Below are 24,152 nucleotides of genomic sequence, written 5' to 3'. Positions count from 1 at the left end.
ACCTAAACCAAACCACTATGATAAAAACGCTACTTAAACAGCGCCCGGATAATTCGGCGCTGACCAAAAGGATTCTGCTGACCTTAAAGCTGACCGGAATGATCATCATGATCATGTGCATGCAGGTCTCAGCAGGGAGCTTTGCCCAGCAGAAGATCAACATATCAGCTAATCAGACGAGTATAAAAAACCTGCTGAAAATGATTGAAAAACAGACAGAATACCGTTTTGTGTACAGCAATAATACTTTAGCAAATGACAGGAAAATAACCGTCAATATTCGTGAAGCCTCACTGGATGAAGCGATGAAAACGGTATTAAAAGAAACAGGCCTGATCTATATGCTTAAAGAAAGTAATCTGGTAGTTATTTATGCCAGTAAAAATGTACAGCAGGATATTGTTGTTTCAGGCAGGGTGACAGATCAGAATGGCCTGCCTTTGCCAGGCGTATCTGTTAAAGTCAGCGGGGTTTCTTTAGCCACGACAACAGATGCCAATGGTGCTTACAGCATCCGTGTTCCGGATAACAGTACCAGCCTCGAATTTACTTATGTAGGTTATGTGAAAAAAGTAATTCCATTAAACGGAGGTGTTTTAAACGTTACTTTACAAGTTGATAACCAGAACTTACAGGAGGTGGTGGTGACTGGCTACACTGCGTATAAAAAAAGTCAGTCCGCCAGTTCTTCCACACTGGTTACGGGTGACAAAATAAATGATGTACCCGGTTTAACTTTTGATCAGATTCTGCAGGGACGAGTGCCGGGAATGAGCGTAATTTCCAGCTCAGGGCAACCGGGAACGAGTGCTACAACTGTGATCAGGGGAATAGGGAGTGTAAACGGCTCTTCAACACCATTGTATATTTTAGATGGTACCCCAATTGAAGGCGGATTTTTTCAAACGATCAATCCCGAAGATATTGAGGATGTCAGGGTCTTGAAAGATGCATCCGCAAAAGCGTTGTATGGTTCCAGAGGATCCAACGGAGTGATTATCATTACGAGTAAAAAAGGTAAGGCTGGCAAAGTTCAGGTTCAGTATTCTTCGCAGTACGGTTTCTCTGATCTTACGAGGTCTAAAACAACGATGATGAACACCGCACAACGCCTGGCGTTTGAAGAAGGAGTGGGAGTCGATTTTGGAAGGACCCTGGGACCAGGATGGACTTACTCTTCTAAAAATCCTGATTATATAAACGGAACGGCCGCATTCAGGCAGCAGGCAGATCAGATCATGGACAGCTTGCGGAATATTAATATTGACTGGAGAGATCAGATCTATCAGAACAGTAAATTTCAGGAGCAACAGGCCAGTGTAAGCGGCGGAAATGAAAACATCAGATTTTACAATTCTTTAAATTACTACAAACAGGACGGTATCGCAAAACGGACTGGTTTGGAAAGGTATTCCTTAAAAAGTAATGTTGATTTCAAAGACAACAAGTTCTCAGGTAATGTGAACATCGCTATTGGTTATTCCAATTCCAGCTTTACAGAGGGCGAAGGCAGCACAGGTTCTGGGACTGCCATGTCGGCCGCCTATTATGCGTTGCCATACGAAAATCCGTACGCTCCTGACGGTACACTGATCCACCCGGGTAACCAGGATAACTATTTTATACTGGATCAGCGTGAAGGTAGCCAGGCCCTGGAACGTCTGCAAAATTCATCTAATAAAACGGATCAGCTGAAATCTATCATCGGTATTTCTCTTGCTTATCAGATTCTGCCGGAGCTGAAGGTGACCACAAGGATGGGGGTTGATTACAGAAACTCTACAGATCAGCTATATATCAATCCGGATTCGTACTACGGATCAACAGACGATACCTACACTTTGGGTGGTAAAGGTCGTTATGAAGAAGGTACCAGAAGGAATTTCAATTTTATCTCTACTACCGGGTTAACTTATGCTAAAACTTTTAATGAAAAGCATGATTTCGAAGCTTCCGCTTATTATGAATATGTGTATAATAATTACAATGCTTTCAATTTTGCAGGTTTTGGGCTTGACGGTCGATTACCTGAAACTCCGGCAGGCATAACCAATAGTGCTGATTTTCTGCCGGAAGTGGGCGGAGGGAAAACAAAAAGCGGCCTGGCATCTTTTATGGGAGTTGCGAGATACACCTATGACGAAAAATATACGCTGACGGGCAGTTACCGCTACGATGGATCTACCAAGGTGGCGCCTAAAAATAAATGGCATGGTTTCTATTCCGGGGGTGCAAACTGGAATGTGAAAAAAGAAAGCTTTCTGCAGGATTTCAGCCTGATTTCAGACTTCAATCTGAGGACGAGTTATGGTACTACTGCCAGTCCTTTAAGTGGGGATTTTAATTATCTGGCCACTTATGATTTAGGAGCAACTTATAATGGACAGACAGGTTTAAGGCCTACGTCCCCCGGTAACGTTGATTATGACTGGGAGTACGTGAACGAATTTAATGCCGGATTTGATTTGACTCTATTTAAAAGTCGCAGGTTACGTTTAACCATGGATTTTTATAATAAGAAAACATCCAATATGTTCTTTGATCAGCCGCTGTCTGCACTTTCAGGATTTGAGTCAGTATCCCTGAGTACGGGTAAGATGCAGAACCGGGGGATAGAATTTGACATTAGCGGAGATCTCGTTAAGACTGCATCATTTACCTGGTCGCTGGGTGCCAATGCAGGTTATAATAAAAACAAAATCCTGTTCCTTACCGATGCTGCAGATCAGCTGCTTGATGGCGATACACGTATTTTTCAAGTCGGCCTCCCTTATGGATCTTATTATGCACCAGGCTGGGCAGGCGTAAATTCACAAACCGGTGATGCACAATATTATAATCCGGATGGCAGTATTACCAACGTATATAATGCCACTACACAGAGCGTTGCCAATTCAGGCAGTATGTTTCCGAAACTTACCGGAGGTTTTAATACCAGCCTGAGTTACAAAGGCTTTTCCGCGACAGCATTGTTCTCTTTCGTCTCTGGTATCAAGCGCTGGAACAACGAAGATTTTTACAATGAAAATCAGCGGTATGCCACCAGTAACCAATCCTTAAGGATGCTGGAAGACAGGTGGATGAAGCCAGGCGATGAGAAGACACTGCAGCGCTTTAATGTGCCGAGAAACTTTACTTCCAAAGATATTGAAGATGCATCTTTCCTGAGGTTAAGAAATCTGAATATCGGTTATGCTGTTCCTCAGAAAACACTTGATAAGATAGGGGTAATAAAAACACTCAAATTTTTTATACAAGGCCAGAACCTTTTTACATGGACCAAATGGAGGGGAATGGATCCTGAAAATAACAGTGTCTATGGTCGTTTTCAATATCCTAATGCGAGAACATATACTGCTGGTCTGAGTGCTAACTTCTAAATATAAAAAAATGATAAATAACTCATATAAAAGATATACAGTGATATTATACCTATTGATCCTGATGGTATCCTGTACAAAATTAGATTATAAACCGACTGATTTTATCGACCCGGATAAAGCATTCAGAAATTTAAGTGATATCAATCTTGGCTTAAATGGTGCTTATGCATTGATTAATACAGACATTATGATTAATAATTCAATGGTGTCTGATGAAGTGAATCTGCCAACAGAAAATACGGTGAGCAATACCGATACCCACAGATGGCTTTATACAGGAAGTAATGGTTCTGTTACTGGTCTTTATACGGCTTATTATCAGGCCATAGATCGTGTGAACAGGACTATTGCAGGACTGGATTTACTCACTTTAACCGGTGCCGATATTGCCACGGCGAATAATTACAAGGGACAATTACTTGCCTTGCGTGCTTTTTTCCATTTTGAATTATTGCGTGCTTATGCCGCATCTTATCAGAGTGGCTCTTTAGGGGTTACTTATCTTAAATCCCCATCCTTTGAGTTTCTTGCCAGAGATAAATTCGAGACTACAATTGAAGGCGCAAAATCAGACCTGATCGCCGCAAAAGCTTTGTTGCCTGCAACAGCTGATGACAATAGCAGGATCACAAGAACGGCAGTTTCAGCAATACAGGCCAGACTTGCCCTTTATGAAAAAAACTGGGCCGATGCCATTACCTATTCTACAGAGGTCATCACAGCATTACCTTTGGCAGATATAACGGAGTTTCCATCTATCTGGACAGACGAGTCGGAGACCGAAGTAGTTTGGAAAGCGAAAAGAGTGCCTACTGATGACCGGACAGGCGCTGTATACTTCCGTCAGGACGTAGAAAGAGTTTTATATGCGCCATCATTTAAATTGATTAATTCTTTTGATCAGTTGAATGATATACGTTATGCTGCTTATGTTCAGTTTGATGCAACAAGAATCGGCACTAAATCAAAGTATCTTGTCCATAAATATGCAGGCCCTGCAGACAGTCCCGGGCAGGCAGACCTCAAATTATTCAGAACCGGCGAAATGTACCTGATCAGGGCAGAAGCCAAAGCCGAATCAGCAGGGGATGCGGCAGCGGATCTGAATATTTTGCGCGCAGCAAGGATTACCGGATATACGAATGCAACTTTTGCAAATAAAACCGCATTGATTGACGCTATTTACGCAGAACGCTTTAAAGAATTAGCTTTTGAAGGGCACCGTTTCTTCGACTTAAAAAGAAGAAATCTCCCTGTAGAAAGATTAGCGATCGATGCTGTAAATACCTCTGGTGCAGTAACTTTATTGCCAGCTGCAGCCCAGTATGCATTTCCATTACCTGCACAGGAATTGGCTATCAACAAAAACGCTGTACAGAATCCTAATTACTAATGCTTACAAATGCGCTATTCAACAACGTGGTATGCGGATTGAACGCAAATAATGGGTAAATAAATTATAATAGAACAATAACCATGATTAAGAATTTAATACTTTTCAAAACAAGTGCCATACTGCTGTTGTGCATGGCGGTCAATGTATCAATTGCACAAAATAAAGAACAAAAATATATCATGGTCATCCACGGTGGTGCGGGTACGCTGACCAGAAAAAACATGAGTGTGGAGAAAGAAGCGGCTTACCGGGCCGCCTTAACGCTTGCTTTACAAACAGGTTATAAAACATTGAAAGCAGGGAAATCCAGCCTTGATGCTGTAGAGGCTACTATTCATGTGATGGAAGATTCCCCGCTTTTTAATGCCGGTAAGGGAGCTGTCTTTACCCATGATGGGAAGAATGAGATGGATGCTGCGATAATGGAAGGTAAGACGATGATGGCTGGTGCAGTAGCCGGAGTAACGACTATTAAAAACCCAATTTCCGCTGCAAGGGCAGTAATGGAGAAATCAGAACACGTGATGATGGTAGGTCAGGGTGCAGAAGCTTTTGCCAGGCAGGCAGGTATAACCATTGTAGATCCCAAATATTTCTATACTAAAGAACGCTGGGATGGTTTACAGCAAGCGATTAAGGAAGATTCTGCTAAGGCGGTACTAGACCATGGGAGTAAAAAATCCATGAAATTAGGTACCCTTAATCATGATTTTAAATTCGGTACGGTAGGAGCTGTTGCGCTTGATCAGGCTGGCAATCTGGCTGCAGGAACTTCAACAGGCGGGATGACCAACAAAAAATACGGGAGGGTAGGCGATGCACCGATTATCGGAGCAGGTACCTATGCGAATAACACCACTGCGGGAATTTCCTGCACAGGCTGGGGTGAATTCTATATCCGCAATGTGGTAGCCCATGATATCTCGGCCATGATGGAATATAAAAATATGAGCGTTACCGATGCTGCTGCGGCAGCGATAGAAAAAGTTGGTAAGATGGGTGGTGACGGTGGTTTAATTGCTTTGGATGCCAAAGGCCACGTAGCGATGCCTTTCAATACTGAAGGCATGTACAGAGGAACTGTTACTGAAGATGGTAAAATTGAGATCCTGATTTATAAAAACAACTAATGAAATATATATATCGTACTTATGCGTTTATTTTTATCCTTTTGCTGTCAGCTACCCAGCTGATGGCACAAAAGGGAAAGCTCTTTATCATTGGAGGAGGCACGCGCTCCCCCGAACTGATACAGTCGCTTCTCGAAACATCGGCCATGCAGCAAAAGGATTATATCATTGTTTTACCGATGGCCACTGCAGAGCCGGAAGCTTCTTTCAACGCTATTAAAAAGCAGATAACTGCCTTCTCGAAAAACAACATTGCTGCCTTGAATTTTACACCAGAGCAAGTGAATAACAAAAATTGGCTTGATTCTTTAAAAGGAGCGAGGTTGATTTATATTGCTGGCGGCGACCAAAGCCGTTTTATGAAAGCAGTGTTGCACACGCCAGTTTATGCCGCAATCCATGAGGCTTATCAAAATGGAGCCACTATTGCAGGTACCAGTGCAGGAGCAGCAGTAATGAGCAAACAGATGATTACCGGCACTCAATTACAAGACAGCGTCTATAAAGAAACGTTCAATAAATTGTGGACCGGGAATATTGAGTTTGAAGAAGGAATGGGTTTGCTGGATGGTGTAATTATCGATCAGCATTTTCTTAAACGCAGCAGATATAATCGACTGATCTCTGCACTGGCAGCATATCCTAAATATGAATGCATTGGCATAGATGAAGGGACAGCTATTATTGTTCAGCAGAAAAAGGTAACCGTTGCGGGAGCGAGTCAGGTGCTGCGAATCTCCAAACCAAAAAACTTAAAAGTTACCAGTAAAAATTTGATCAAACTGGATGGTCTGGAGTTTAACCTGTATACAGCAGGTGATCAGTTTTTACTGAAAAAACAGTAGCATTACAGGAGAATTTTATAAAAAAAAGCCTGACCAATTGGATGATTGATCAGGCTTTTTTTCAGCTTTTAAAAGCTTAAATTACATTTTTGTAGTGTCTTTAACTAATGTATCTGTAGCAGCAGTATCTTTTGCTGTAGTGTCCATACCAGTCATTGAAGTATCTGCCATTGTAGTGTCAGTTGAAGTAGAATCAGTTGCACCTGCTTCTTTGTTACTACCACATGCCGCTACTGATAATGAAATTGCGAAAGCTAAAAAGCCAAATTTGAATATATTTTTCATAATACTGTTTTGTTGAAATGTCTTGTTTTCATTAGTTAATACTATTTAGTGCAAAAGGTAACCCGGTTTTGTGATAATCCTGTCATTCTTATTCCTGAATGCTGGACTGATCGCTGCGAATGTATTGGAATAGTTGCCTTTACCGCCGCATTGTATATCCTACTGTTGCAGCATAATAAAATGATAATAAGCTGAAATAAATAATCAATTAATGCTGTATTAACATGCAGATGCCGATATTGTATTACATAATCCTATTTAAAACAATCTTTATGAATTTGAAAAACTTACTGCTGAGTACGCTGACTACCGCTTTCTTTTTTGTTGCCTGCTCAAAACAAATAGCTGCACCTGAAGAAGCTGCTTTAAATGCAAATCTTTCTGAAAAATCTTCCATGTCGCTCGCTCGTGCCATCACACAGACTTTTGCCGAAACTTTTGAATCAGGTACCAAAACAGCTTATGCTACCGGCAATGTAACTTTCGGTAGTGGGTCCTGGACACTCAATGATGCGTTGGTGGGCAACAGTTCTACGGATCGCAAGTCCGGCGCACAGTCGGTACGGATCCGTAATACCGGTATACTGGGCATGAATTTTAACGTAACTACAGGTGCTTCCACAGTAACTTTTAAATATGCTGTTTATGGAACTGATGCGGCTTCAAACTTCCAGTTATGGGTATCTGCCAATGGCGGAAGCAGTTATACGCAGACAGGTGCTACAGTTACTGCATCTGGTACAGCGTTAAATACAGCTACTTTTACTGTTAATCAGGCCGGAACCTTACGTTTCCAGATCAGAAAAACTACCGGTGGAACTAACCGGATCAATATAGACGACTTCACCATTAATAGTTATGATGATGGCAATACTGGTGGTGGAGGCGATGGTGGCTCCGGTGGTTCCGTTGGCGATAATACAAACCTGTTATTAGGCAATCCCAGCGGGGCAACAAGCAGCCTTACTTCAGCTACTAATTACCTGATGGATCAGACTTATTTTGTGGAGAGTTATAATCGCGACAGGGGAACACCGAACTGGGTGAGCTGGTATGCAGGCAGTAGTAGTCTGGGTTCAACAGGTCGTACAGATGATTTCCGTGCAGATCCGAGTTTACCATCAAGCTGGTACCATGTGCAGAATACCAGTTATTCAGGTTCGGGTTTCGATAGGGGGCATAATTGTCCAAGTGGCGACCGCACTTCGTCAACTGCGGCTAACCAGGCTACATTTCTGATGACAAATATGATTCCCCAGGCATCAAATAACAATCAGCAGTCATGGGCTACCTTAGAAAATTATTCACGATCACTGGTAACGGCTGGTAATGAAGTATATATTATTATGGGCAGTTATGGTACCGGCGGAACGGGTTCAAATGGCTTTGCAACAACGATTGACGGCGGTAATGTTACAGTTCCATCAAATGTGTGGAAAGTGATTGTTGTTTTGCCGAATGGAAATGGAGACCTGAGCCGTATGAACAGCACGACCAGAGTAATAGCAGTGAATACACCAAATACCAATAGTATTGGTACAGACTGGAAACAGTACCGCTGCTCTGTCAGAAGTATAGAGTCTGCTACAGGTTATAACCTTTTATCGGCGCTGCCGCAGGCTGTGCAGGATGCATTAGAGACCGGGGTGGACAATCAGTAATCATTTCCGATGTTAAAAAAACAGACCTTTGCAAGACCGCTTGCAAAGGTCTGTTTTTTATAAATTTACGTTTCTATCAATTGCGTGCGCATTCCTGCAACTTTTCCTTCTTTCGTGATTCCAGCAATAAGCACTTCAATCCGGACTTCTCCAACCCGGTAAACCACCACATCTGTAAGCTCTTCTTTTATTCCGCTTGACAGGCTGCTGAATTTTTTTGCTGTTTCCTGATTTACCGTACCAGAGGAGGTACTGGTCATATTCCTTAATAAGTGATCAAGATCTGTTTTCTCAATAACCGAACCCTCTGGTTTTCCGGCAAGTTGGAGAATAAGCTTTTCATCAAGTTGGTCTACCGGTGTTTCGAACCAGGTGAAAGGATAATCTGATTCACTCATCATTAACAGACCATCTGCTGCGCTTTCCAGTTTTATTTGTGTCGATTTCATAGTTTTAAGCATCGGTTGTAAACCTAATTTCCGTTTATTATTCTGTAAGTTGATGGCGTTTGCCGGGTATGTTTCTTGAAAAAATGGTTAAAATGGGATAGGTCTGCAAAGCCAAGGCTATAGCTGATTTCCGAGATATTCCAGTCTGTGTGTTTCAGCATTGCAATTGCTTCATTTGTAAGTCTTTCAGCAATATGCTCGGTCGTGGTGCGTCCGGTAACAGATTTGACAGCACGATTCAAATAATTCACATGCAGACCGAGTTTCCCGGCATAATCACCGGCAGCACGTAATTCAAATTCCTGATTTGCCGATTCCACCGGGAATTGTCTGTCCAGCAGTTCAAGAAAGACGTTGGTGATTCTCAGCTTTGCATCTATATTTTGATAGATCGTCTCTGTCGGCAACATTCTTTGTGCAAAATGCATCAGCTCCAGCACCTGATTCCGGATAAGATCATGTTTGTAGGCATAATCGGAATTCATCTCTTTATGCGCTTTCATGAATATTTTATCCGCTGTCTTTTCCTGCTCTTCGTTTAACATATAGATTGGTCTTGATGCGTTCGCAAATAAGGGGAAATCCCGGATGTTAGTCCTTACATATTCATTAAGATAGTTTTCCCTGAAAATTAAATACCCTCCATAGTTAGTTTCTTCCAGCATTTCAACAGTATAGGGAATATCAGGATTAAAAAATACCAGCGCAACTCCCGAAACTTCCAGACTCTTGTCGCCATAATGGATTAATATCTTTCCTTTGAATAGGGATACCTTATAAAAATCCCTGCGCCGGTATTTCATGCTTGTGCCATTCGCGCATTCTTCATTGGTAAATATCGCAAATTGCAGCTCCTTATGATTCAGCTCAGACCGGGAAACATTGAATTTTTCTCTATAGAAATCTTCAAGCAACTCTGTTTTTTCCATATACTAAGCTAAGGTAATGTTATGATAAAAGTTTCAAAAAGACGGTTTTCCGGATACCAAATGTTTAAAGCTACTGATGTAAGAATTACAGTCCTGAAATGTATATCGGGTATGCTGGTATTTATTTATTTCGCTTTTCGAGTATTTCAGGAATAAAAGCTTTTCTCATGTAGTTTACATATTCCTGATCTTCGCCTTTTCTGATTCCGAAGTACAGCGCTGTATCTTTCCCGGCCATATAGCGCAGCTGATTTTTATTATCGGTAGCTGCCTGGTAGATCACCTCAGCAATTTCCGCTGACTTTGAAGTCATGGTATCATTCTTATTCCAGTTATCGAGTGCAATTTTATCAAATTCTTCATACGCTGTAATACCTTGATCTGCCGCCATACCTGCAGCACTAAAGAAATTACTTTCAGTAGAACCCGGCTCTACAATTTTTACGGTAATATTTTGCGAAAGTAATTCGTAGGCTAACGACTCTGAAAAACCTTCAATGGCAAACTTTGTGGAATGGTATAAACTGCAGGTAGGGAAGGTAACTCTTCCGCCCTGTGAGGTAATATTGATTATTGTTCCATCTTGTTTTTCCCTGAAATGGGGGAGAATCGCTTTGATCACGTTCATCACGCCAAATACATTTACACTGAACTGATTTTGTATCTGTTCGTCAGTAGATTTTTCAAAAGCACCCAGAATACCAAAACCGGCATTGTTAACCACGGTGTCAATAGTACCGAACTTATTGATTCCTGAGTGTATTGCTTCGCGGATACTTTCCTTATCCTGCACGTCGAGTCTGATCACCATTACGTTTTCCAGCAATGATAGTTCAGCTTCCTTTTCCGGCGAGCGCATGGATGCGATGACATTCCATCCTGCAGCTGCAAATTTTTTAGCCGTTGCTTTTCCTATGCCTGATGATGCACCTGTTATTAAAATAGTTTTCATTGTGTTTGATCTAAATTGCTGTGAATAATTAAACGCCATTATTGATAACACAAAGTTAGCTGCCCTTAATACATTGCGTTTGTTCTATCCAAACCGATAGTTGTATAATTCAAACCTGGCCTGATCCGGATGATCAGTAACCGGGGTCACAAAAACGATTGATAAAGACCCTGGGATTTCATTTATAGTTGATTGTCAGTTATTTACTTGCAGGTGATGTTGAAATGATACATAATAACATATATATGTGTTATTATGAAGAGTTCCCGGTTTGTTACCTGTATGTTGGGATATATTGGTGTATCTTGCCGCATCAGCGCATAATTATATGGATTGCAATGATCTACTTAGCAAAATTGATATGATTAATAGTTCCGACAGCCTTCTGGAACAAGTTCAAAGAGATAATGATTATTACAAATCAATTATTGATAATAACTCTTTCTATATTATAAATACTGATCTGTTGGGCAATTATGCCTATATGAATCCGTTCTTCGCTAAACGATTCGAGATTGATCCATTGGTCTGGATTGGACAACCATCTTTAAATCACATTTTACCGGAAGATCATCAACTCTGTATAGATACCGTGACTTTACTTTTTCAGGAACCGGAAAAATCACAGTGGGTAATTCTCAGAAAGCCGGTTCGTGATCAGTTTTTATACACGCAATGGGAATTTTCACTCTTATTTGATAAGAATGAAGAGCCCCTGGAAGTGCTTTGTATTGGCCATGATATTACCTCGCAAATTATAAAACAAGAAGAGTTACGTGCGCTGGTGGACATCACATCACAACAGAATAAGCGTCTGATCAATTTTACTTATATTGTTTCGCATAATGTACGGTCACATGTGGCCAATATATTAGGTATTATCAACCTGACCGAGCTGGAAGATGCGGAAGAGCAGGTAGTTTTATGGGATATGCTGAAGACCAGTGTGGGTAGCTTGGATGCTACTATCCACAATTTAAATGAAGTCATCAGTATCCAGTCTCAGACCAACCTTTCTATCAAAAAGATTTATATTCAAAAGGAGATCGAAAGCATCCTGAAAAGTATTGAAAATCTGGTTGCTAATGCTGATACAAGTATGGTGTATAACTTGAATGAAGAAGATTATATTGAAACCAATCCCTCGTACTTTGAAAGTATCCTGTTGAATTTAATTACTAATTCGCTAAAATATAAGTCGCCGGATCGTCCATTACAGATCAGTATCAGTATCAGTATCTGTTCTGACGACATCTATACTATATTAACATTCAAAGACAATGGTGTAGGGATTGATCTGGATAAATACCAGGATCAGTTATTTGGCATGTATAAAACCTTTAATGGCAATTCTGATGCAAAGGGTTTGGGCTTATTCATCATCAGAGCGCAAATAGAGGCTTTGCAGGGAAAAATTGAAGCGTTCAGTGAATTGGGAATGAGTACAACTTTTAAATTGTCCTTTAAAAAATAGGATTGGGATAGCTATGAATTTTTAACTTGCTCAATTTGTCAATGGAGAAAACTAGATTAGATTTTTTTTGGATAACGTTTAATAAGTTTGTGGATGATCTCTCCTAAAACCTGCAGACTTTTATCAATTGCATTATCATATACCGCTCCAAAACTAATCCGTAAAAAATTAGAAAAGCGGGAATCGGTACTAAAAATCTGACCCGGTGCAATACTGATTTGCTGTGCTATTGCCGCGTTATAGAGTTCAAAAGCATTTATACTTTTATCCAGTTCTATCCATAAAGCATAACCGCCCCGGGGACGGCTGATCATCGTACCTTCAGGAAAATACTTTTCAATACCCTGCATATATCGCAGGCATTGGGTATAAAGCACTTTGCGTAAATTACGCATATGTAAATCATAACGTCCGGTTTCGAAAAAATGTGCTATAGCAGCCTGTGTAGGTGTGGATGAAGAAACGGTATGGATCATCTTGATATTAAGTACCTGATCTTTAAAAATTCCAGGTATACACCAGCCCACCCGGTAGCCTGGCGCAATTGATTTTGAAACGGATGAACATAACATCACCAGACCCTGCAAATCATAACTTTTACACGTACGTGGTCTGCTTTTGCCAAAGTAAATCTCGCCATAGATGTCATCCTCTATCATTGGAATCTGTTTTTCACTCAATAATTTAACCAGCTGCCGTTTGCGTGCGTCCGGCATACAACTCCCGGTAGGATTACTGAAATTAGGCACAAATAAACACGCTTTAACGGGTAGTGTTTCCAGCGCTTTCTCCAGGTATTCCAGGTTTAAACCAGTTTCCGCATCTGCCGGGATTTCCAGTACCTTTAAATTCAAACTCAGCATGAGGTTGAAAATTCCAAAATATGCCGGACTTTCTATCGCTACCAGATCGCCCGGATTAGTAATTGCGCGGAGGCAAAAAACTAAGGCTTCCATACAGCCATGCGTGGTCACAACGTCATCTGCTGTAATGTTTCCACCCCAGTTAAAGGCATTTTTGGCTACCTGCCGGCGCAGGGAAATATTTCCCTGTAAATGCTCATAGCTGGTGTTTCCCGAACCACTCTGACGCAATGCTTCCATCATGGATTTATTCAGTTTCGCAACAGGTATCAAATTAACGGGCGGTGCAGCACGCGATAATCCTATAATGCCTTCACCCGAAACCTGCTGATAAACTAAGGCAATCATCTGAGATACATCACTCTGCTCCATCTGTTTTAAGGGAAGCTGCACAGATGGAATTTCGCTCATCCTGTTTGAAGAAAACTTGACATAATAACCTGATTTTGGTCTTGCCTCGATCATACCAGTATTTTCCAGTTCTACATAAGCTTTATAGGCTGTACTTATACTAATTCGCTGCTCTTCACTTAAAGCTCTCACGGAGGGTAATTTATCACCTTTCTTAAGTAGGTTTTGCCTGATCTGATGCGCTATCCTGGAAGCAATCTGCACATATAGGAATTCTTTTTCCGAAGCTATTTTAGTGACCATCATTTGGAATCTGTTATGGTCAAAATTAACAAAACTGAATCTGTTTTGCTATGATAATATACTTTTACTTTGTTAAATAATTAATCAAACAGCTATGAATTCTATAAGCGAACAAGAAGTACTGCAATTCAGACAGGAGACCAAAGGCACGGCAAACCTTACTCATTTCAATAATGCTGGCGCATCTTTGCCTCCAGATGAAGTTTTAACTACAATGATTAACTATCTGGAAGCCGAAGCTACCATGGGCGGATATGAAGCTGAAGCCATGTATCAGCCAGAATTACTGCGTACTTATGATTTGATTGCACAGCTCATCAACGCAGATAGTGATGAGATTGCGATTCTGGAAAGCGCAAGTGCAGCCTGGATGATTGCTTTCAATGGTATAGCTTTCAGCAAAGGAGATGAGATCATTACTTGTGAGATGGAATATGTTACCAATCTCATCGGATTTTTACATGTCCAAAAACGTGATGGTATTTGTATTAAAGTGATCCCTAATGACGAGTATGGTAATTTTTCTCTGCCGGCGTTAGAAGAGGCAATATCCCCGAAGACAAAATTACTGGCTATCACCCACATAGCATCAGGCACCGGAGGGATGATGCCTATTGCAGCGATAGGAGCCATAGCGCGTAAATATGGTATTCTCTATCTGCTGGATGCTTGCCAGAGTGCTGGTCAGGTTCCCATTGATGTAAAGGAAATAGGTTGTGATATGCTTTCCGTTACTGGTCGTAAATATCTGCGCGCACCGCGTGGAACAGGTTTCTTGTTCGTTAGAAAGGAAATTCGTGATCAGCTGCGATTAACTGCCATTGATGGATTTAATGCGGAATGGGTTACCACTACAGCATATAAATTGAGAGATGATGGTCGCAGGTTCGAGCTGTATGAAAAAAACCGGGCACTTACCCTTGGTTTGGGGAGAGCGGTAGCCTATGCACTCCACATTGGTGTAGACAGGATCTGGACAAGGATACAGCTATTGTCAGCCTCATTACGCCAGAACCTGGAAACTATAGATGGAGTAACCCTTCATGATACCGGTAAACAAAAATGTGGTATCGTCACTTTTTCAATTGAGGGTATAACACCGCAGGAGATTAAAATTAAACTGGCCGCTAAAAAGATAAATGTATCCGTAGCCATGGCAAAATCTACTTTATATTACATGGATAAAAATCAGTTAACAAGTGTGGTGAGGGCATCTGTTCATTATTACAATACAGAGGAAGAAATTGATGGCTTATGCGCCGCTGTCCTGGAAATAAGTAAATTGCTACCATAGGAACCTCTTTAAGAGAGCATTTGGATTACCTGTCTCATTATTTAAGCAGCGACTGATAAAAAGGTAATAACTGATCTGCTAAAATCGAATGATCGTCTACACTGGGATGTCCTGAACAGCCGCGAGGCTCCATTGCCGGAAAAAAGAACGTTTTAACTTTCTTGTCTTTCTGATACAGAGCGTCGATTTTCACTTTTATAATTTGAAGGGACCTTTCCAATAGTTCCTTTTGTGCGTTCTTTATCATCGGGCTGCTTAAAAGCGCTATTTGTGCTTTTGGATATCTGGACTTTACAAGTCTGATAAAGTCAACATATCTTTCTATAAAAATAGTCTCATCAAATGGCTTTCTATTTGTTTTTCCATCCCCGGTACTTAAATCATTGGTCCCTAGAGCAATACTCACAATCTTCGGGCTGTATTTTTTGAAATCCCATTTATGCGGGCTACCGGGCTGAAAATCTACATGCTCATAAACCTGAGGCATAGAAGGACCATCCATGTTCCACATTCTGTAAATTCCAATGCCACTTACACTGCTTAACAGGTAGTTCATCCCCAGTTTCCTGGCGACTCTCGGTCCATAAGCCATATATGCATTATGCTGATCATGATATTCGCCTGTTCCACACGGAAACAATGAAAAGTCTGATGCTGCTCCGCAGGTAATGCTGTTTCCAATAAATTCAATCAGTGGTGCTTTCAGAACTGCAATGGATTTTACGCCATCTGCCACAATCTTTGAAATCTGAATCGCTCCGGTATGTGCTTCCGTGGCTTTATAAATCCATAAGCTATGCTCACCGTTACCACCGGCTTTTATGATTATGGGTTCTTTGAGATTACCATTGATTCTTATCCGATGCTGATAAACCCCATCAATTTCGTATTGTATATAATTGTGGGCTTGTTTATCTTTTAGAGAGGCAAAAATCCTGCAGCTTTCACCTTTAAATTTAATGCCAAAATGAACTGCTGAGCTAATCATCTCCAGCTGATTATTTTCGTTAAATAAATATCTGCCGTAAGGTTTCAGTTTAGGAGCGTATAATGTATCCAGGTGATCCTGTCTTACATTGGCTTTTGAAAAGTAAGTCAGTAATAAAAAAAATAAAAGCAGGTGCAGGGTTTTAAGTTTCATTATGCGAATGTATGCTATACTGCAATGATATAGAATCTTACAGTGCTTAATAGCTCAACGATAAAATAATATCATAAAATGATTGAAATGATGATCAGGCAAGCGAAATCAGCGATGCTTACCTAATGATCATCTGATCGTCGTTTTTTCCATTAGTGACGCAATTTAAATGAGCTATTCATATTTCAGTGCATCAACAGGATTCGCTTTGGCTACCTTTACGGATTGAATACTCACCGTTAAAATGGCTATCAAAACGGATAGGCTGATGGCCAGGATAAATGGTATAACTGAAATTGACACCCGATATTCAAATGCCGAAAGCCACTTATCAATGATAATATAGGCTAAGGGAAAGGCAATGAGATTAGCAATAGCTACCAGCCTGATGAAGTCCCTGTTGAGTAGTGTCAAAATATTTGCCGTACTTGCACCTAATACTTTACGGATGCTGATTTCCCGCTTACGCTGCTCTGCCATAAACAAGGCGAGTCCGAATAACCCTAAGCAGGAAATAAAGATCGCAAAGCCACCAAACCAGTTAGATAGCGTTCCCAGAAGCTGTTCATTCTTAAATTTCAAAGCAAAACTTTCATCAACGAACTTACGGTCTACCGGAAAATTTGGCTCCATATCATGAACTATCTCATCAATTTTTATTAATGAATTTCCTACGTTTGATGAAGGATTTAAACGAATCAATACGGTTTCTGCACCACTAAAGTTGATCGGGTAAAACATCATCGGTGCAACTCTCTGATAAGCAGACTCGACTACGAAGTCTTTAACAACACCTACAACAGTCCAGTCTCTGTCGTTCCATTTCACTACCTTGCCTAAAGGTTCTTTTAATCCCATCGTTTTAACAGCAGACTCGTTCAACAGCATATGTGTTGAATCATTTGGGAATTTTGCAGAAAACTCCCTTCCGGCAATGAGTTCCGATCCGATGGTCTTAGTAAAATCATAGCCTATACCACGCTGATTAAAAAGAACATCTTGTTTCGGATCTTTACCCGGCCAGTATACATCCATCGTGTTATTGCCGCCCTCACTGATATCATAACTAAAGAAGGATACCGTTGTTGCTGCTCCCGATTTTAATAACTGGTCTTTCAGTAAGTCGAGTTTGCTCGTGTTTCTTAGACTTCCCTGAACAGCCAATTGCAGCAAGTTATGTTTATCATATCCAATAGGTTTGCCTTTTATAAAAGAGAGCTGCTGATAGATTACTGTCGTACAGATAATGAGACAAACAGCAAATATAAACTGAAAAACCACCAATACCTTCCTGATGGAAACAGCACTTCCTGCCTTCACATTGAAACCTTTAAGTACCTGAACAGGTTCGAAAGAGGAGAGGTAAAGCGCAGGATAACTTCCGGCTATCAAGCCGGTAAAAATGATCAGACTGGCAAGAATCAGCCAAAAGCGCCAGTTATCATATTGAATAGTGAGTTGCAGATCCAATAACTGATTGAAGTAAGGCAGCGTTACTTCTGTAAGTACAAAGGCAAGAATGGTGCTCATTGCTGCCAGAATAAGTGATTCCAGCAGGAACTGACCAATTAATGATTTGCGCGACGAGCCGATTGCCTTTCGTACACCAACTTCTTTAGCTCTCTTTTCGGAACTCGCCGTAGACAGATTCATAAAGTTTACGCAGGCTATCATTAATATACAAAAAGCAAGTAAAATAAAAATCTTCAGCTGATCAATCTTTCCGCCTACAGACTTCCCGTTCACAAAGTCATCGTATAAATGCCATTTGTCCAGAGGAAACAACAATGCTTCACTGATACTCCCTTTTTGGTTACGTTTGTAGATGTCTTTTATTTGCGCATTTGCATTTTCGAAAGCATCAGAATTTCTGAGTTGTACTAATGTAAGACACATGTTATTACCCCAATTCACACCCTGAGCCCAGGATTCCCGCTTTTCGAACAGTGCCCATGGCATCAGATACTGAAAGCGAATACTGTTATTGGCCGGAACATCCTCAATTACCGCGTCAACTTTTAATATGTCTGCATTATCCAGCTTTACTGTTTTGTTGATTGGATCCTCATTCCCGAATAATTTCTCTGCGAAGCTTTTTGTCAGGATGATGGAGTTGATCTCTTTCAGCGCAGCGTTGGGATTGCCCTTAATAAATTTATAATTCAATATTTTAATGAAGGCAGGGTCGGTGAAAACGCCGGTTTCCTTTAATTTCTTTTCACCATAGGTAATCAGATTCGGACGTGGATAGGTTGAATGCGATGCATATTCCACTCCCGGGATTTTTTCCTTTACTTCCTGAGCCATAGCATTTGGTGTCCATGCCCAGCTAAACACTTTACCACTGGAAGGGGTATTTTGATAAACTACATAAGTGTTTCCGTGATTACTAAACTGTTTATCATATCCCCATTCATAGCTTACATAGAGTAACAAAATCATACAGCTTGCAAGTCCTATACCCAAACCGCCTACATTGATGAAGGCAAAGCCTTTATTTTTCCAGAGATTTCGCAATGCGATTTTTAAGTTTAATCTGAACATGTCTTGTGTATTGCTGTGAAAATTAATAGGATGATTTTTTTCTTTCTTATTCAATTATCATCCCGGTTTGCTATTCACATGCCAAATTTAATTCAGTTTTTAAACCATTGAATAGTAGGTATATATGTTTTTATCTGAGTGTTCGTTGTTCAATATCGGACGCTGTATGTACGCCAATGGACAGTGTCATTTTGAAGGATGATGCTGGTCATAGCTGAAGGTACATTTTCTTAATTAAAAGACTGCCTGAATTCAAGAGGAGAGAAGTTAGTCTTTTTTCTGAATAAATTACTGAACGACTGTGCATGTTCAAAACCCAGGTGATAGGCTATCTCACTTATCGAGAGGTTTGTAGTTGACAATTTTTCCTTGCCTTTTTCGATCAGCTTGTGGTGAATATGTTGCTGTGCATTTTGTCCGGTCAGTGAGCGTAACATATCACTTAAATAACTTGCTGAAATATTTAGCTGTCCTGAAAGATACTGCACAGTGGGGATGCCTAGTTTTAATGACTGCTCTTTATCAAAATAATCGTCCAGAATTTCTTCCAGTTTTTGCAGCAGGTCGCTATTTACAGCTTTGCGTGTAATGAATTGCCGCTTATAAAAGCGGTTACTGTAATTCAATAACAGCTCTACTTGTGAGATAATTACATCCTGACTAAAATCATCTATTCTGCTTTTCAGTTCCTCATCAATAATTTTAAACACAGACATGATGGTTCCCCTTTCCTGATCTGATAAATGGAGAGCTTCATTCGCGGCATAGGAGAAGAAGCCATATTGCCTGATTTTTTTCGCTAAGGGGTAGGAGAGGAAAAAATCGGGATGAACGAGCAATATAAATCCAGCAGTAACATTATCATCCGGACTTTCAAAAACCTGATTTGGTGCCGTAAATACTAAGCCGCCTTCCCCGAAATCGTAATAGTTTTGTCCGTATTTTGCTCTGCCGCAAAGAAGCGTTTTGTAGGCTATTTTATAGAAATCCAGCACTATTGAATCTGCTAACTCCCCGGCATTATACTTCATATCTGCGATATCAATAAAGCTGATGAGTGGGTGCAGGGGCTTTTGCAGCCCAAACACCCGGTGAAAATCGTTTAAGGATTCAAACTTATGCAATGTTTTTTCTTCCTTTTTCATCTTGTAAATTTACTTGTTTTAATGAGATTTGCATTACCAGGGGCTAAGTCCTGTTTCAGGATTATATTCCTCAGCAATAAACTGTCCCGTTGGCCCATCTTCACCAATCATTGCATATTTAGCAATCCTGATACCGGCTTCCTGAACTGTGCCGGTTCCGCGATGATTGTTAAAATCTGTTGCTACAAAGCCGGGGCAAACTGCATTTACTCTAAAGGCCGTATCTCTTAATTCGTAAGCCAGGTCTATAGTGTACATATTAAGCGCAGCTTTTGAGGAGGGATATAAAGCTGCCTTATGTGTATAGTATATCCAGGTAGGATCACTATGTAAGGTTAATGACGCTCCACTGGAAGAAACATTAACAATGCGGGGTTGCGGGGAATTTCGCAGCAGATCAATAAATGCCTGCGTAACGCGCACCACACCATATAAATTCGTGTCGAATACCTTTTGAAACTGGTCGGTGCTTGCTTCCAATGCAGACTGCGGGAAACCTCCGTTAATACCGGCATTGTTAATCAATGCATCCAGCACTTTTGTTTTTTGTCCGATCATTATACGGGCCGTATTTACTGATTCAATATCCGTAACATCTAATTGTATAGCTTGTACGTTAGCCAAACCTTCAGCCTTAAGCTGTTCTGCAGCAACCAGACCTTTTTCTAAAGTACGGCTGCCCAGAAATACATAATATCCATTTTGCAGCATCTGGCGTGCAGTTTCAAAGCCAATACTTTTGTTGGCACCTGTAATTAATACTGTTCTCATTTTCGTTTATTTTGTTTGCTGATGATATACCTGTGCAAATTCTTTGGCAAAGTCTGCCAGTTTCACTTTTCCCAATACAGGCTTGTGCCGATAATAGTCTTCGTATAAACTGCCATTTTCCTGGGCGGTCTGCATGGCAACAAAGCCATTGGCAATCCACTCATTCATTCCTGCGCTTAACATTCCTTCATGTATTTGTTCACCGGGAATTACCGATACTTTCAAATCCGGCTGGCCAATCGCTTCACCGATTGTTTGAGCTACTTCATTCGGAGAAACTTCTTCACTGGCTATGTAATGCACGGTTCTTCCCTCAAAAGGTTTTTCCATTTCTTCAACGATGGTTGCTGCAATATCCAGCGGAGAAACCCAGGGCTCTTTTTGATCACCTCCGTAGCTTTGAATGAGTGCTCTGCTTGTTTTTATGTTTTGCAGCTGCCTGAAAATATTGGTGTAAAACCCTACGGGCCTCATAAATTTGATGGAAACATCATCAGGTAATTCTTTTAGGATATTTTCTACTCTATGATGCACCAAAAGGCTACCAGTTCCTTTATCCGTGTGTGCACCTATACTGCTTAAATGGACAATCCGTCTAACTCCGGATTGCTCCACTGCTTTCTTGTAGTTGTTACCAATCTGGTGAAATGCACTAACAAAATCCAGGTCTTTGTCAAACATGCTGCCGATGCCTTCCCATGCTTCCATCAGGTAAACAATATCTGCACCTGTTAAAGTTTTGGTTAAAAAATCGGCGTCCTGAATCGTGCCGATTGCTGCCCTTGCACCTAATTTTTCAATTTCAGCTTTTCGCCCGGCTCTGCTGCTAATCACTGTTAACGAATGTCCTTTTTGCAGCAACTCTTTGGTCAGGGGTCTCCCTATGTTCCCGAGGGAACCTGTAATTACAATATTCATATTCCTGTTTTTTGTTCTTCCAAAATTGAGGAAAGCACAAAAAACAGCTATAAGCAAATTGAGGAATTACGTAGGCATAATGAGGAAATTGTATTTATATCCCGTTTGCGGCTGTCAAAATAATTGGCTCGTTAGCTGTAATCAATATGGTGTGTTCATGCTGGGCTACAAATCCGCCTTTATTTCCTGTAAAAGTCCAGCCATCGGCCGCCGTTACAACATGTGTAGAGCCGGTAGAGATAAATGTTTCGATCGCAACGGTAGAATCTTTTCTAAATCGCCTGGAATGATCATAACGGTCATAAAAATTCATAATTGCATCCGGCTCTTCATGTAAACTTCGTCCAACTCCATGACCGCCTAAATCTCGGATAACGGTATATCCCGCTTTTTTTGCCATGGTTTCAATTAATTTTCCGGTATCAGAGATTTTTGATCCTCCGCTAATCTGGGCAATTGCTTCAAGCAATATTGCTTGTGAAGTATCTATCAGGTGTTGTAGTTCCTGAATATCTTCTCCAACAATAAAAGAGCAACCGTTGTCAGCCCAAAAGCCGCCCAGCTCGGCAGAAACATCGATGTTGATGATATCTCCATTTTTCAGGATCACTTTATCCGAAGGGATTCCATGAGCAAACGCATTGTTCACACTAATGCAGCTATAACCGGGGAAACTGTAGGTTTCGAATGGGGCAGACCTGGCACCAAGGGCCTCTAATAATTGCCTTCCATAGTCGTCAATATCCTTTGTGGACATGCCTGTCTCCGTATAGGCTTTCATTTTTTGTAAAGTAAGCGCAACAGCCTCACTTACATTCTTCATACCCTGCAGCTCTTCTTCGGTTCTTATGATCATATATTGATGTCATTCTTTCCATACAAAGTTATAGGTATTTGAAATGTATACATAGTAAATATTAGACATGGTATTATTCTCCTGTCACCAGCATTTCCCGTAAATTTGCCTTATGCCGATAAATTATCTGAAGAAGATACAATTAGGGGATTTTGATGAAAACGACTATAAAATTAGTCCGTCCAAATCTGTGGAAGCTGTTATAGAAGGATTTTATGTGTTCTCCCGGGATCCCAAGGATGATGCACATCTTATTTTTAATGATGGATTTCCTGTGCTTGTATTTTTGCAAAATCCTCAAGATGCTATTTCGGTGACAGCGGCAAACAATGAATTTGAAATCAAAGGAGCCTGGGCAAGTGCAGGCGCAATTAAGAATGTTTACATCAATTACAATAGCAAGACAGACCAGGTATTTATAGTGCGTTTCCACCCGACTGCTTTCTATCAGTTATTTGGTATAGATGGGCAATACTTCAGATATGATCCGGTCACTTCTTTTGAAAGTATTGCCAGCAACAATAACTTCAGTATAGCAGAGTTTTTCGAATACAGTTCTATTGAAGAAAAGGTAGCGTTTATTGAAGCATATGTTCTGAGTTCTTTTAAAGCTACAGACACTCCTAAAATTTTACAGAGAACATTGGATTACATTCATAAAATAAAAGGAAATAGTACTGTGAAAAATGTAACTAATGATGCCGGAGTAAATTATAAATGGCTGGAAAGGAGTTTTTTACAGTATATCGGACTTTTGCCTAAAGAATACATTCAACTGCAGCGTTTTATCAATGCCTACCTTGAACTTGTTGGCAGTCAGGATGTAGATTTGATGCGCATCGCAATAGCTAATGGTTATTACGATGCGAATCATTTTCTAAAAGATTTTAAATCTTACACCGGGAAAACCCCACTAGCTTACTTAAAGTTTCTTTATAAATCTGTTCTTAAAACTCAATAATTATAATAAAGCCTTACAACTCCTGAAAGCAATTATTTCCCTATGAAAATCAAATTTATAACTACTCATTTAAGCGCATTCATTCTTGGCTTATTTATTACGCTCGGAGCAACTTTAATCGCTAACAATTCCTATGGACAAAGCCAGTCAGCTATGAATATAACTGCCAGTAACAGTTATAAAAATGCAGATGCTGAACTTAATACGGTTTACAATAAAATTTTGAAGGAATATTCCGGCAAACCCATATTTATAAAAAATATCAAAACCGCACAGCGTTTGTGGCTAAAGCTGAGAGATGCTGATTTAGCAGCACGATATCCTGAAAAAGGGAAATATGGAAGCACAGAAGCGATGTGCCGGATTTCTTATCTGGAATCTATGACCAGAGAACGCATAAAAATTCTGCAGGTATGGCTGGATGGAATCCCTGAGGGGGACGTTTGTAGTGGCTCAGTAAAGTTTCAGTAGATTTAAACGAAAATCATAATACCTTAGCTT

At 40.6% G+C, this 24,152-nt stretch carries 20 protein-coding genes; 9 read left to right on the top strand and 11 right to left on the bottom strand.

Annotated elements, in window-relative coordinates; all coding sequences use genetic code 11:
• Positions 1-17 precede the first annotated feature (17 nt).
• From OQX62_RS14580 to OQX62_RS14565, 4 genes are all read left to right on the top strand, one after another.
• Positions 18-3,380 (top strand): SusC/RagA family TonB-linked outer membrane protein, encoded by a 3,363-nt coding sequence (locus OQX62_RS14580; protein ID WP_265832287.1) that lies wholly within the window; start codon positions 18-20, stop codon positions 3,378-3,380.
• A 10-nt stretch (positions 3,381-3,390) separates the two neighbouring features.
• A complete protein-coding gene (locus OQX62_RS14575) occupies positions 3,391-4,776 on the top strand; it encodes a RagB/SusD family nutrient uptake outer membrane protein (RefSeq protein ID WP_265832286.1) in 1,386 nt (461 codons plus the stop codon).
• 83 nt (positions 4,777-4,859) lie between these two features.
• The gene (locus tag OQX62_RS14570; RefSeq protein ID WP_265832284.1) at positions 4,860-5,909 is read left to right on the top strand and encodes an isoaspartyl peptidase/L-asparaginase family protein; all 1,050 of its coding nucleotides are present in this window, start codon (positions 4,860-4,862) and stop codon (positions 5,907-5,909) included.
• On the top strand, positions 5,909-6,754 hold the full coding sequence (locus OQX62_RS14565) for a cyanophycinase (protein WP_265832283.1): 846 nt from the start codon (positions 5,909-5,911) through the stop codon (positions 6,752-6,754). The genes OQX62_RS14570 and OQX62_RS14565 overlap by 1 nt, the downstream gene beginning before the upstream one ends.
• An 81-nt stretch (positions 6,755-6,835) precedes the next feature.
• On the opposite strand, the gene OQX62_RS14560 is transcribed toward OQX62_RS14565, so the two are convergent.
• The gene (locus OQX62_RS14560) at positions 6,836-7,039 is read right to left on the bottom strand and encodes a hypothetical protein (protein WP_265832282.1); all 204 of its coding nucleotides are present in this window, start codon (positions 7,037-7,039) and stop codon (positions 6,836-6,838) included.
• Positions 7,040-7,311: 272 nt separating this feature from the next.
• Between OQX62_RS14560 and OQX62_RS14555 the strand changes: the two genes are divergently transcribed.
• Positions 7,312-8,700, top strand: coding sequence for a DNA/RNA non-specific endonuclease (locus OQX62_RS14555; protein WP_265832281.1), 1,389 nt, complete (start codon positions 7,312-7,314; stop codon positions 8,698-8,700).
• A gap of 65 nt (positions 8,701-8,765) precedes the next feature.
• On the opposite strand, the gene OQX62_RS14550 is transcribed toward OQX62_RS14555, so the two are convergent.
• The 3 genes from OQX62_RS14550 to OQX62_RS14540 form a co-directional block, all read right to left on the bottom strand.
• Positions 8,766-9,149, bottom strand: coding sequence for a nuclease A inhibitor family protein (locus OQX62_RS14550; RefSeq protein ID WP_265832280.1), 384 nt, complete (start codon positions 9,147-9,149; stop codon positions 8,766-8,768).
• A 23-nt stretch (positions 9,150-9,172) separates the two neighbouring features.
• Positions 9,173-10,078, bottom strand: coding sequence for a helix-turn-helix domain-containing protein (locus OQX62_RS14545; protein ID WP_265832279.1), 906 nt, complete (start codon positions 10,076-10,078; stop codon positions 9,173-9,175).
• Between the two features lie 121 nt (positions 10,079-10,199).
• Entirely contained in the window at positions 10,200-11,030 is an 831-nt protein-coding gene (locus OQX62_RS14540) for an SDR family oxidoreductase (protein ID WP_265832278.1), read from the bottom strand.
• A 361-nt stretch (positions 11,031-11,391) separates the two neighbouring features.
• Here OQX62_RS14540 and OQX62_RS14535 point away from each other — a divergent pair, with 361 nt between their 5' ends.
• On the top strand, positions 11,392-12,504 hold the full coding sequence (locus OQX62_RS14535; protein WP_265832277.1) for an ATP-binding protein: 1,113 nt from the start codon (positions 11,392-11,394) through the stop codon (positions 12,502-12,504).
• 56 nt (positions 12,505-12,560) lie between these two features.
• Here the strand turns inward: OQX62_RS14535 and OQX62_RS14530 are convergent, their stop codons facing one another.
• Complete coding sequence (locus OQX62_RS14530; RefSeq protein WP_265832276.1) at positions 12,561-14,024, bottom strand: PLP-dependent aminotransferase family protein; 1,464 nt, start codon at positions 14,022-14,024, stop codon at positions 12,561-12,563.
• Positions 14,025-14,115: 91 nt separating this feature from the next.
• On the opposite strand from OQX62_RS14530, the gene OQX62_RS14525 reads away from it, so the two are divergent.
• Positions 14,116-15,315, top strand: coding sequence for an aminotransferase class V-fold PLP-dependent enzyme (locus tag OQX62_RS14525; RefSeq protein WP_265832275.1), 1,200 nt, complete (start codon positions 14,116-14,118; stop codon positions 15,313-15,315).
• A gap of 37 nt (positions 15,316-15,352) precedes the next feature.
• Here the strand turns inward: OQX62_RS14525 and OQX62_RS14520 are convergent, their stop codons facing one another.
• From OQX62_RS14520 to map, 6 genes are all read right to left on the bottom strand, one after another.
• Positions 15,353-16,456, bottom strand: a complete 1,104-nt coding sequence (locus OQX62_RS14520) for an SGNH/GDSL hydrolase family protein (protein WP_265832274.1) — start codon at positions 16,454-16,456, stop codon at positions 15,353-15,355.
• 174 nt (positions 16,457-16,630) lie between these two features.
• Entirely contained in the window at positions 16,631-19,000 is a 2,370-nt protein-coding gene (locus tag OQX62_RS14515) for an ABC transporter permease (protein ID WP_265832273.1), read from the bottom strand.
• Positions 19,001-19,230: 230 nt separating this feature from the next.
• Positions 19,231-20,145 carry a helix-turn-helix domain-containing protein gene (locus OQX62_RS14510; protein ID WP_265832272.1) on the bottom strand — a complete coding sequence of 305 codons (915 nt, stop codon included), beginning with the start codon at positions 20,143-20,145 and terminating at the stop codon, positions 19,231-19,233.
• Between the two features lie 33 nt (positions 20,146-20,178).
• Positions 20,179-20,916 carry an SDR family oxidoreductase gene (locus OQX62_RS14505; protein ID WP_265832271.1) on the bottom strand — a complete coding sequence of 246 codons (738 nt, stop codon included), beginning with the start codon at positions 20,914-20,916 and terminating at the stop codon, positions 20,179-20,181.
• A 6-nt stretch (positions 20,917-20,922) separates the two neighbouring features.
• On the bottom strand, positions 20,923-21,834 hold the full coding sequence (locus tag OQX62_RS14500) for an NAD(P)H-binding protein (RefSeq protein WP_265832270.1): 912 nt from the start codon (positions 21,832-21,834) through the stop codon (positions 20,923-20,925).
• Between the two features lie 94 nt (positions 21,835-21,928).
• On the bottom strand, positions 21,929-22,690 hold the full coding sequence (map, locus tag OQX62_RS14495; RefSeq protein ID WP_265832269.1) for a type I methionyl aminopeptidase: 762 nt from the start codon (positions 22,688-22,690) through the stop codon (positions 21,929-21,931).
• Between the two features lie 112 nt (positions 22,691-22,802).
• Here map and OQX62_RS14490 point away from each other — a divergent pair, with 112 nt between their 5' ends.
• Both OQX62_RS14490 and OQX62_RS14485 read left to right on the top strand, forming a co-directional pair.
• Positions 22,803-23,651: a helix-turn-helix domain-containing protein gene (locus OQX62_RS14490; RefSeq protein WP_265832267.1), complete on the top strand. Its 849-nt coding sequence runs from the start codon at positions 22,803-22,805 to the stop codon at positions 23,649-23,651.
• Positions 23,652-23,693: 42 nt separating this feature from the next.
• Positions 23,694-24,122, top strand: a complete 429-nt coding sequence (locus tag OQX62_RS14485; protein ID WP_265832266.1) for a lysozyme inhibitor LprI family protein — start codon at positions 23,694-23,696, stop codon at positions 24,120-24,122.
• The last annotated feature ends 30 nt before the right edge of the window (positions 24,123-24,152 follow it).

This window comes from Pedobacter sp. MR2016-24 (assembly GCF_026239655.1).
Lineage (GTDB): Bacteria > Bacteroidota > Bacteroidia > Sphingobacteriales > Sphingobacteriaceae > Pedobacter.
This window is presented reverse-complemented; position numbering and strand designations above follow the sequence as displayed.

What these genes read in the sequence shown, in the direction of transcription:
- OQX62_RS14545 (WP_265832279.1), bottom strand. Translation starts at nt 10,078, where the DNA reads ATGGAAAAAACAGAGTTGCTTGAAGATTTCTATAGAGAAAAATTCAAT.
- OQX62_RS14490 (WP_265832267.1), top strand. Translation starts at nt 22,803, where the DNA reads ATGCCGATAAATTATCTGAAGAAGATACAATTAGGGGATTTTGATGAA.
- OQX62_RS14500 (WP_265832270.1), bottom strand. Translation starts at nt 21,834, where the DNA reads ATGAATATTGTAATTACAGGTTCCCTCGGGAACATAGGGAGACCCCTG.
- OQX62_RS14485 (WP_265832266.1), top strand. Translation starts at nt 23,694, where the DNA reads ATGAAAATCAAATTTATAACTACTCATTTAAGCGCATTCATTCTTGGC.
- OQX62_RS14535 (WP_265832277.1), top strand. Translation starts at nt 11,392, where the DNA reads ATGATTAATAGTTCCGACAGCCTTCTGGAACAAGTTCAAAGAGATAAT.
- OQX62_RS14580 (WP_265832287.1), top strand. Translation starts at nt 18, where the DNA reads ATGATAAAAACGCTACTTAAACAGCGCCCGGATAATTCGGCGCTGACC.
- OQX62_RS14570 (WP_265832284.1), top strand. Translation starts at nt 4,860, where the DNA reads ATGATTAAGAATTTAATACTTTTCAAAACAAGTGCCATACTGCTGTTG.
- OQX62_RS14530 (WP_265832276.1), bottom strand. Translation starts at nt 14,024, where the DNA reads ATGATGGTCACTAAAATAGCTTCGGAAAAAGAATTCCTATATGTGCAG.
- OQX62_RS14565 (WP_265832283.1), top strand. Translation starts at nt 5,909, where the DNA reads ATGAAATATATATATCGTACTTATGCGTTTATTTTTATCCTTTTGCTG.
- OQX62_RS14575 (WP_265832286.1), top strand. Translation starts at nt 3,391, where the DNA reads ATGATAAATAACTCATATAAAAGATATACAGTGATATTATACCTATTG.
- OQX62_RS14560 (WP_265832282.1), bottom strand. Translation starts at nt 7,039, where the DNA reads ATGAAAAATATATTCAAATTTGGCTTTTTAGCTTTCGCAATTTCATTA.
- OQX62_RS14520 (WP_265832274.1), bottom strand. Translation starts at nt 16,456, where the DNA reads ATGAAACTTAAAACCCTGCACCTGCTTTTATTTTTTTTATTACTGACT.
- OQX62_RS14550 (WP_265832280.1), bottom strand. Translation starts at nt 9,149, where the DNA reads ATGAAATCGACACAAATAAAACTGGAAAGCGCAGCAGATGGTCTGTTA.
- OQX62_RS14505 (WP_265832271.1), bottom strand. Translation starts at nt 20,916, where the DNA reads ATGAGAACAGTATTAATTACAGGTGCCAACAAAAGTATTGGCTTTGAA.
- OQX62_RS14540 (WP_265832278.1), bottom strand. Translation starts at nt 11,030, where the DNA reads ATGAAAACTATTTTAATAACAGGTGCATCATCAGGCATAGGAAAAGCA.
- map (WP_265832269.1), bottom strand. Translation starts at nt 22,690, where the DNA reads ATGATCATAAGAACCGAAGAAGAGCTGCAGGGTATGAAGAATGTAAGT.
- OQX62_RS14515 (WP_265832273.1), bottom strand. Translation starts at nt 19,000, where the DNA reads ATGTTCAGATTAAACTTAAAAATCGCATTGCGAAATCTCTGGAAAAAT.
- OQX62_RS14510 (WP_265832272.1), bottom strand. Translation starts at nt 20,145, where the DNA reads ATGAAAAAGGAAGAAAAAACATTGCATAAGTTTGAATCCTTAAACGAT.
- OQX62_RS14525 (WP_265832275.1), top strand. Translation starts at nt 14,116, where the DNA reads ATGAATTCTATAAGCGAACAAGAAGTACTGCAATTCAGACAGGAGACC.
- OQX62_RS14555 (WP_265832281.1), top strand. Translation starts at nt 7,312, where the DNA reads ATGAATTTGAAAAACTTACTGCTGAGTACGCTGACTACCGCTTTCTTT.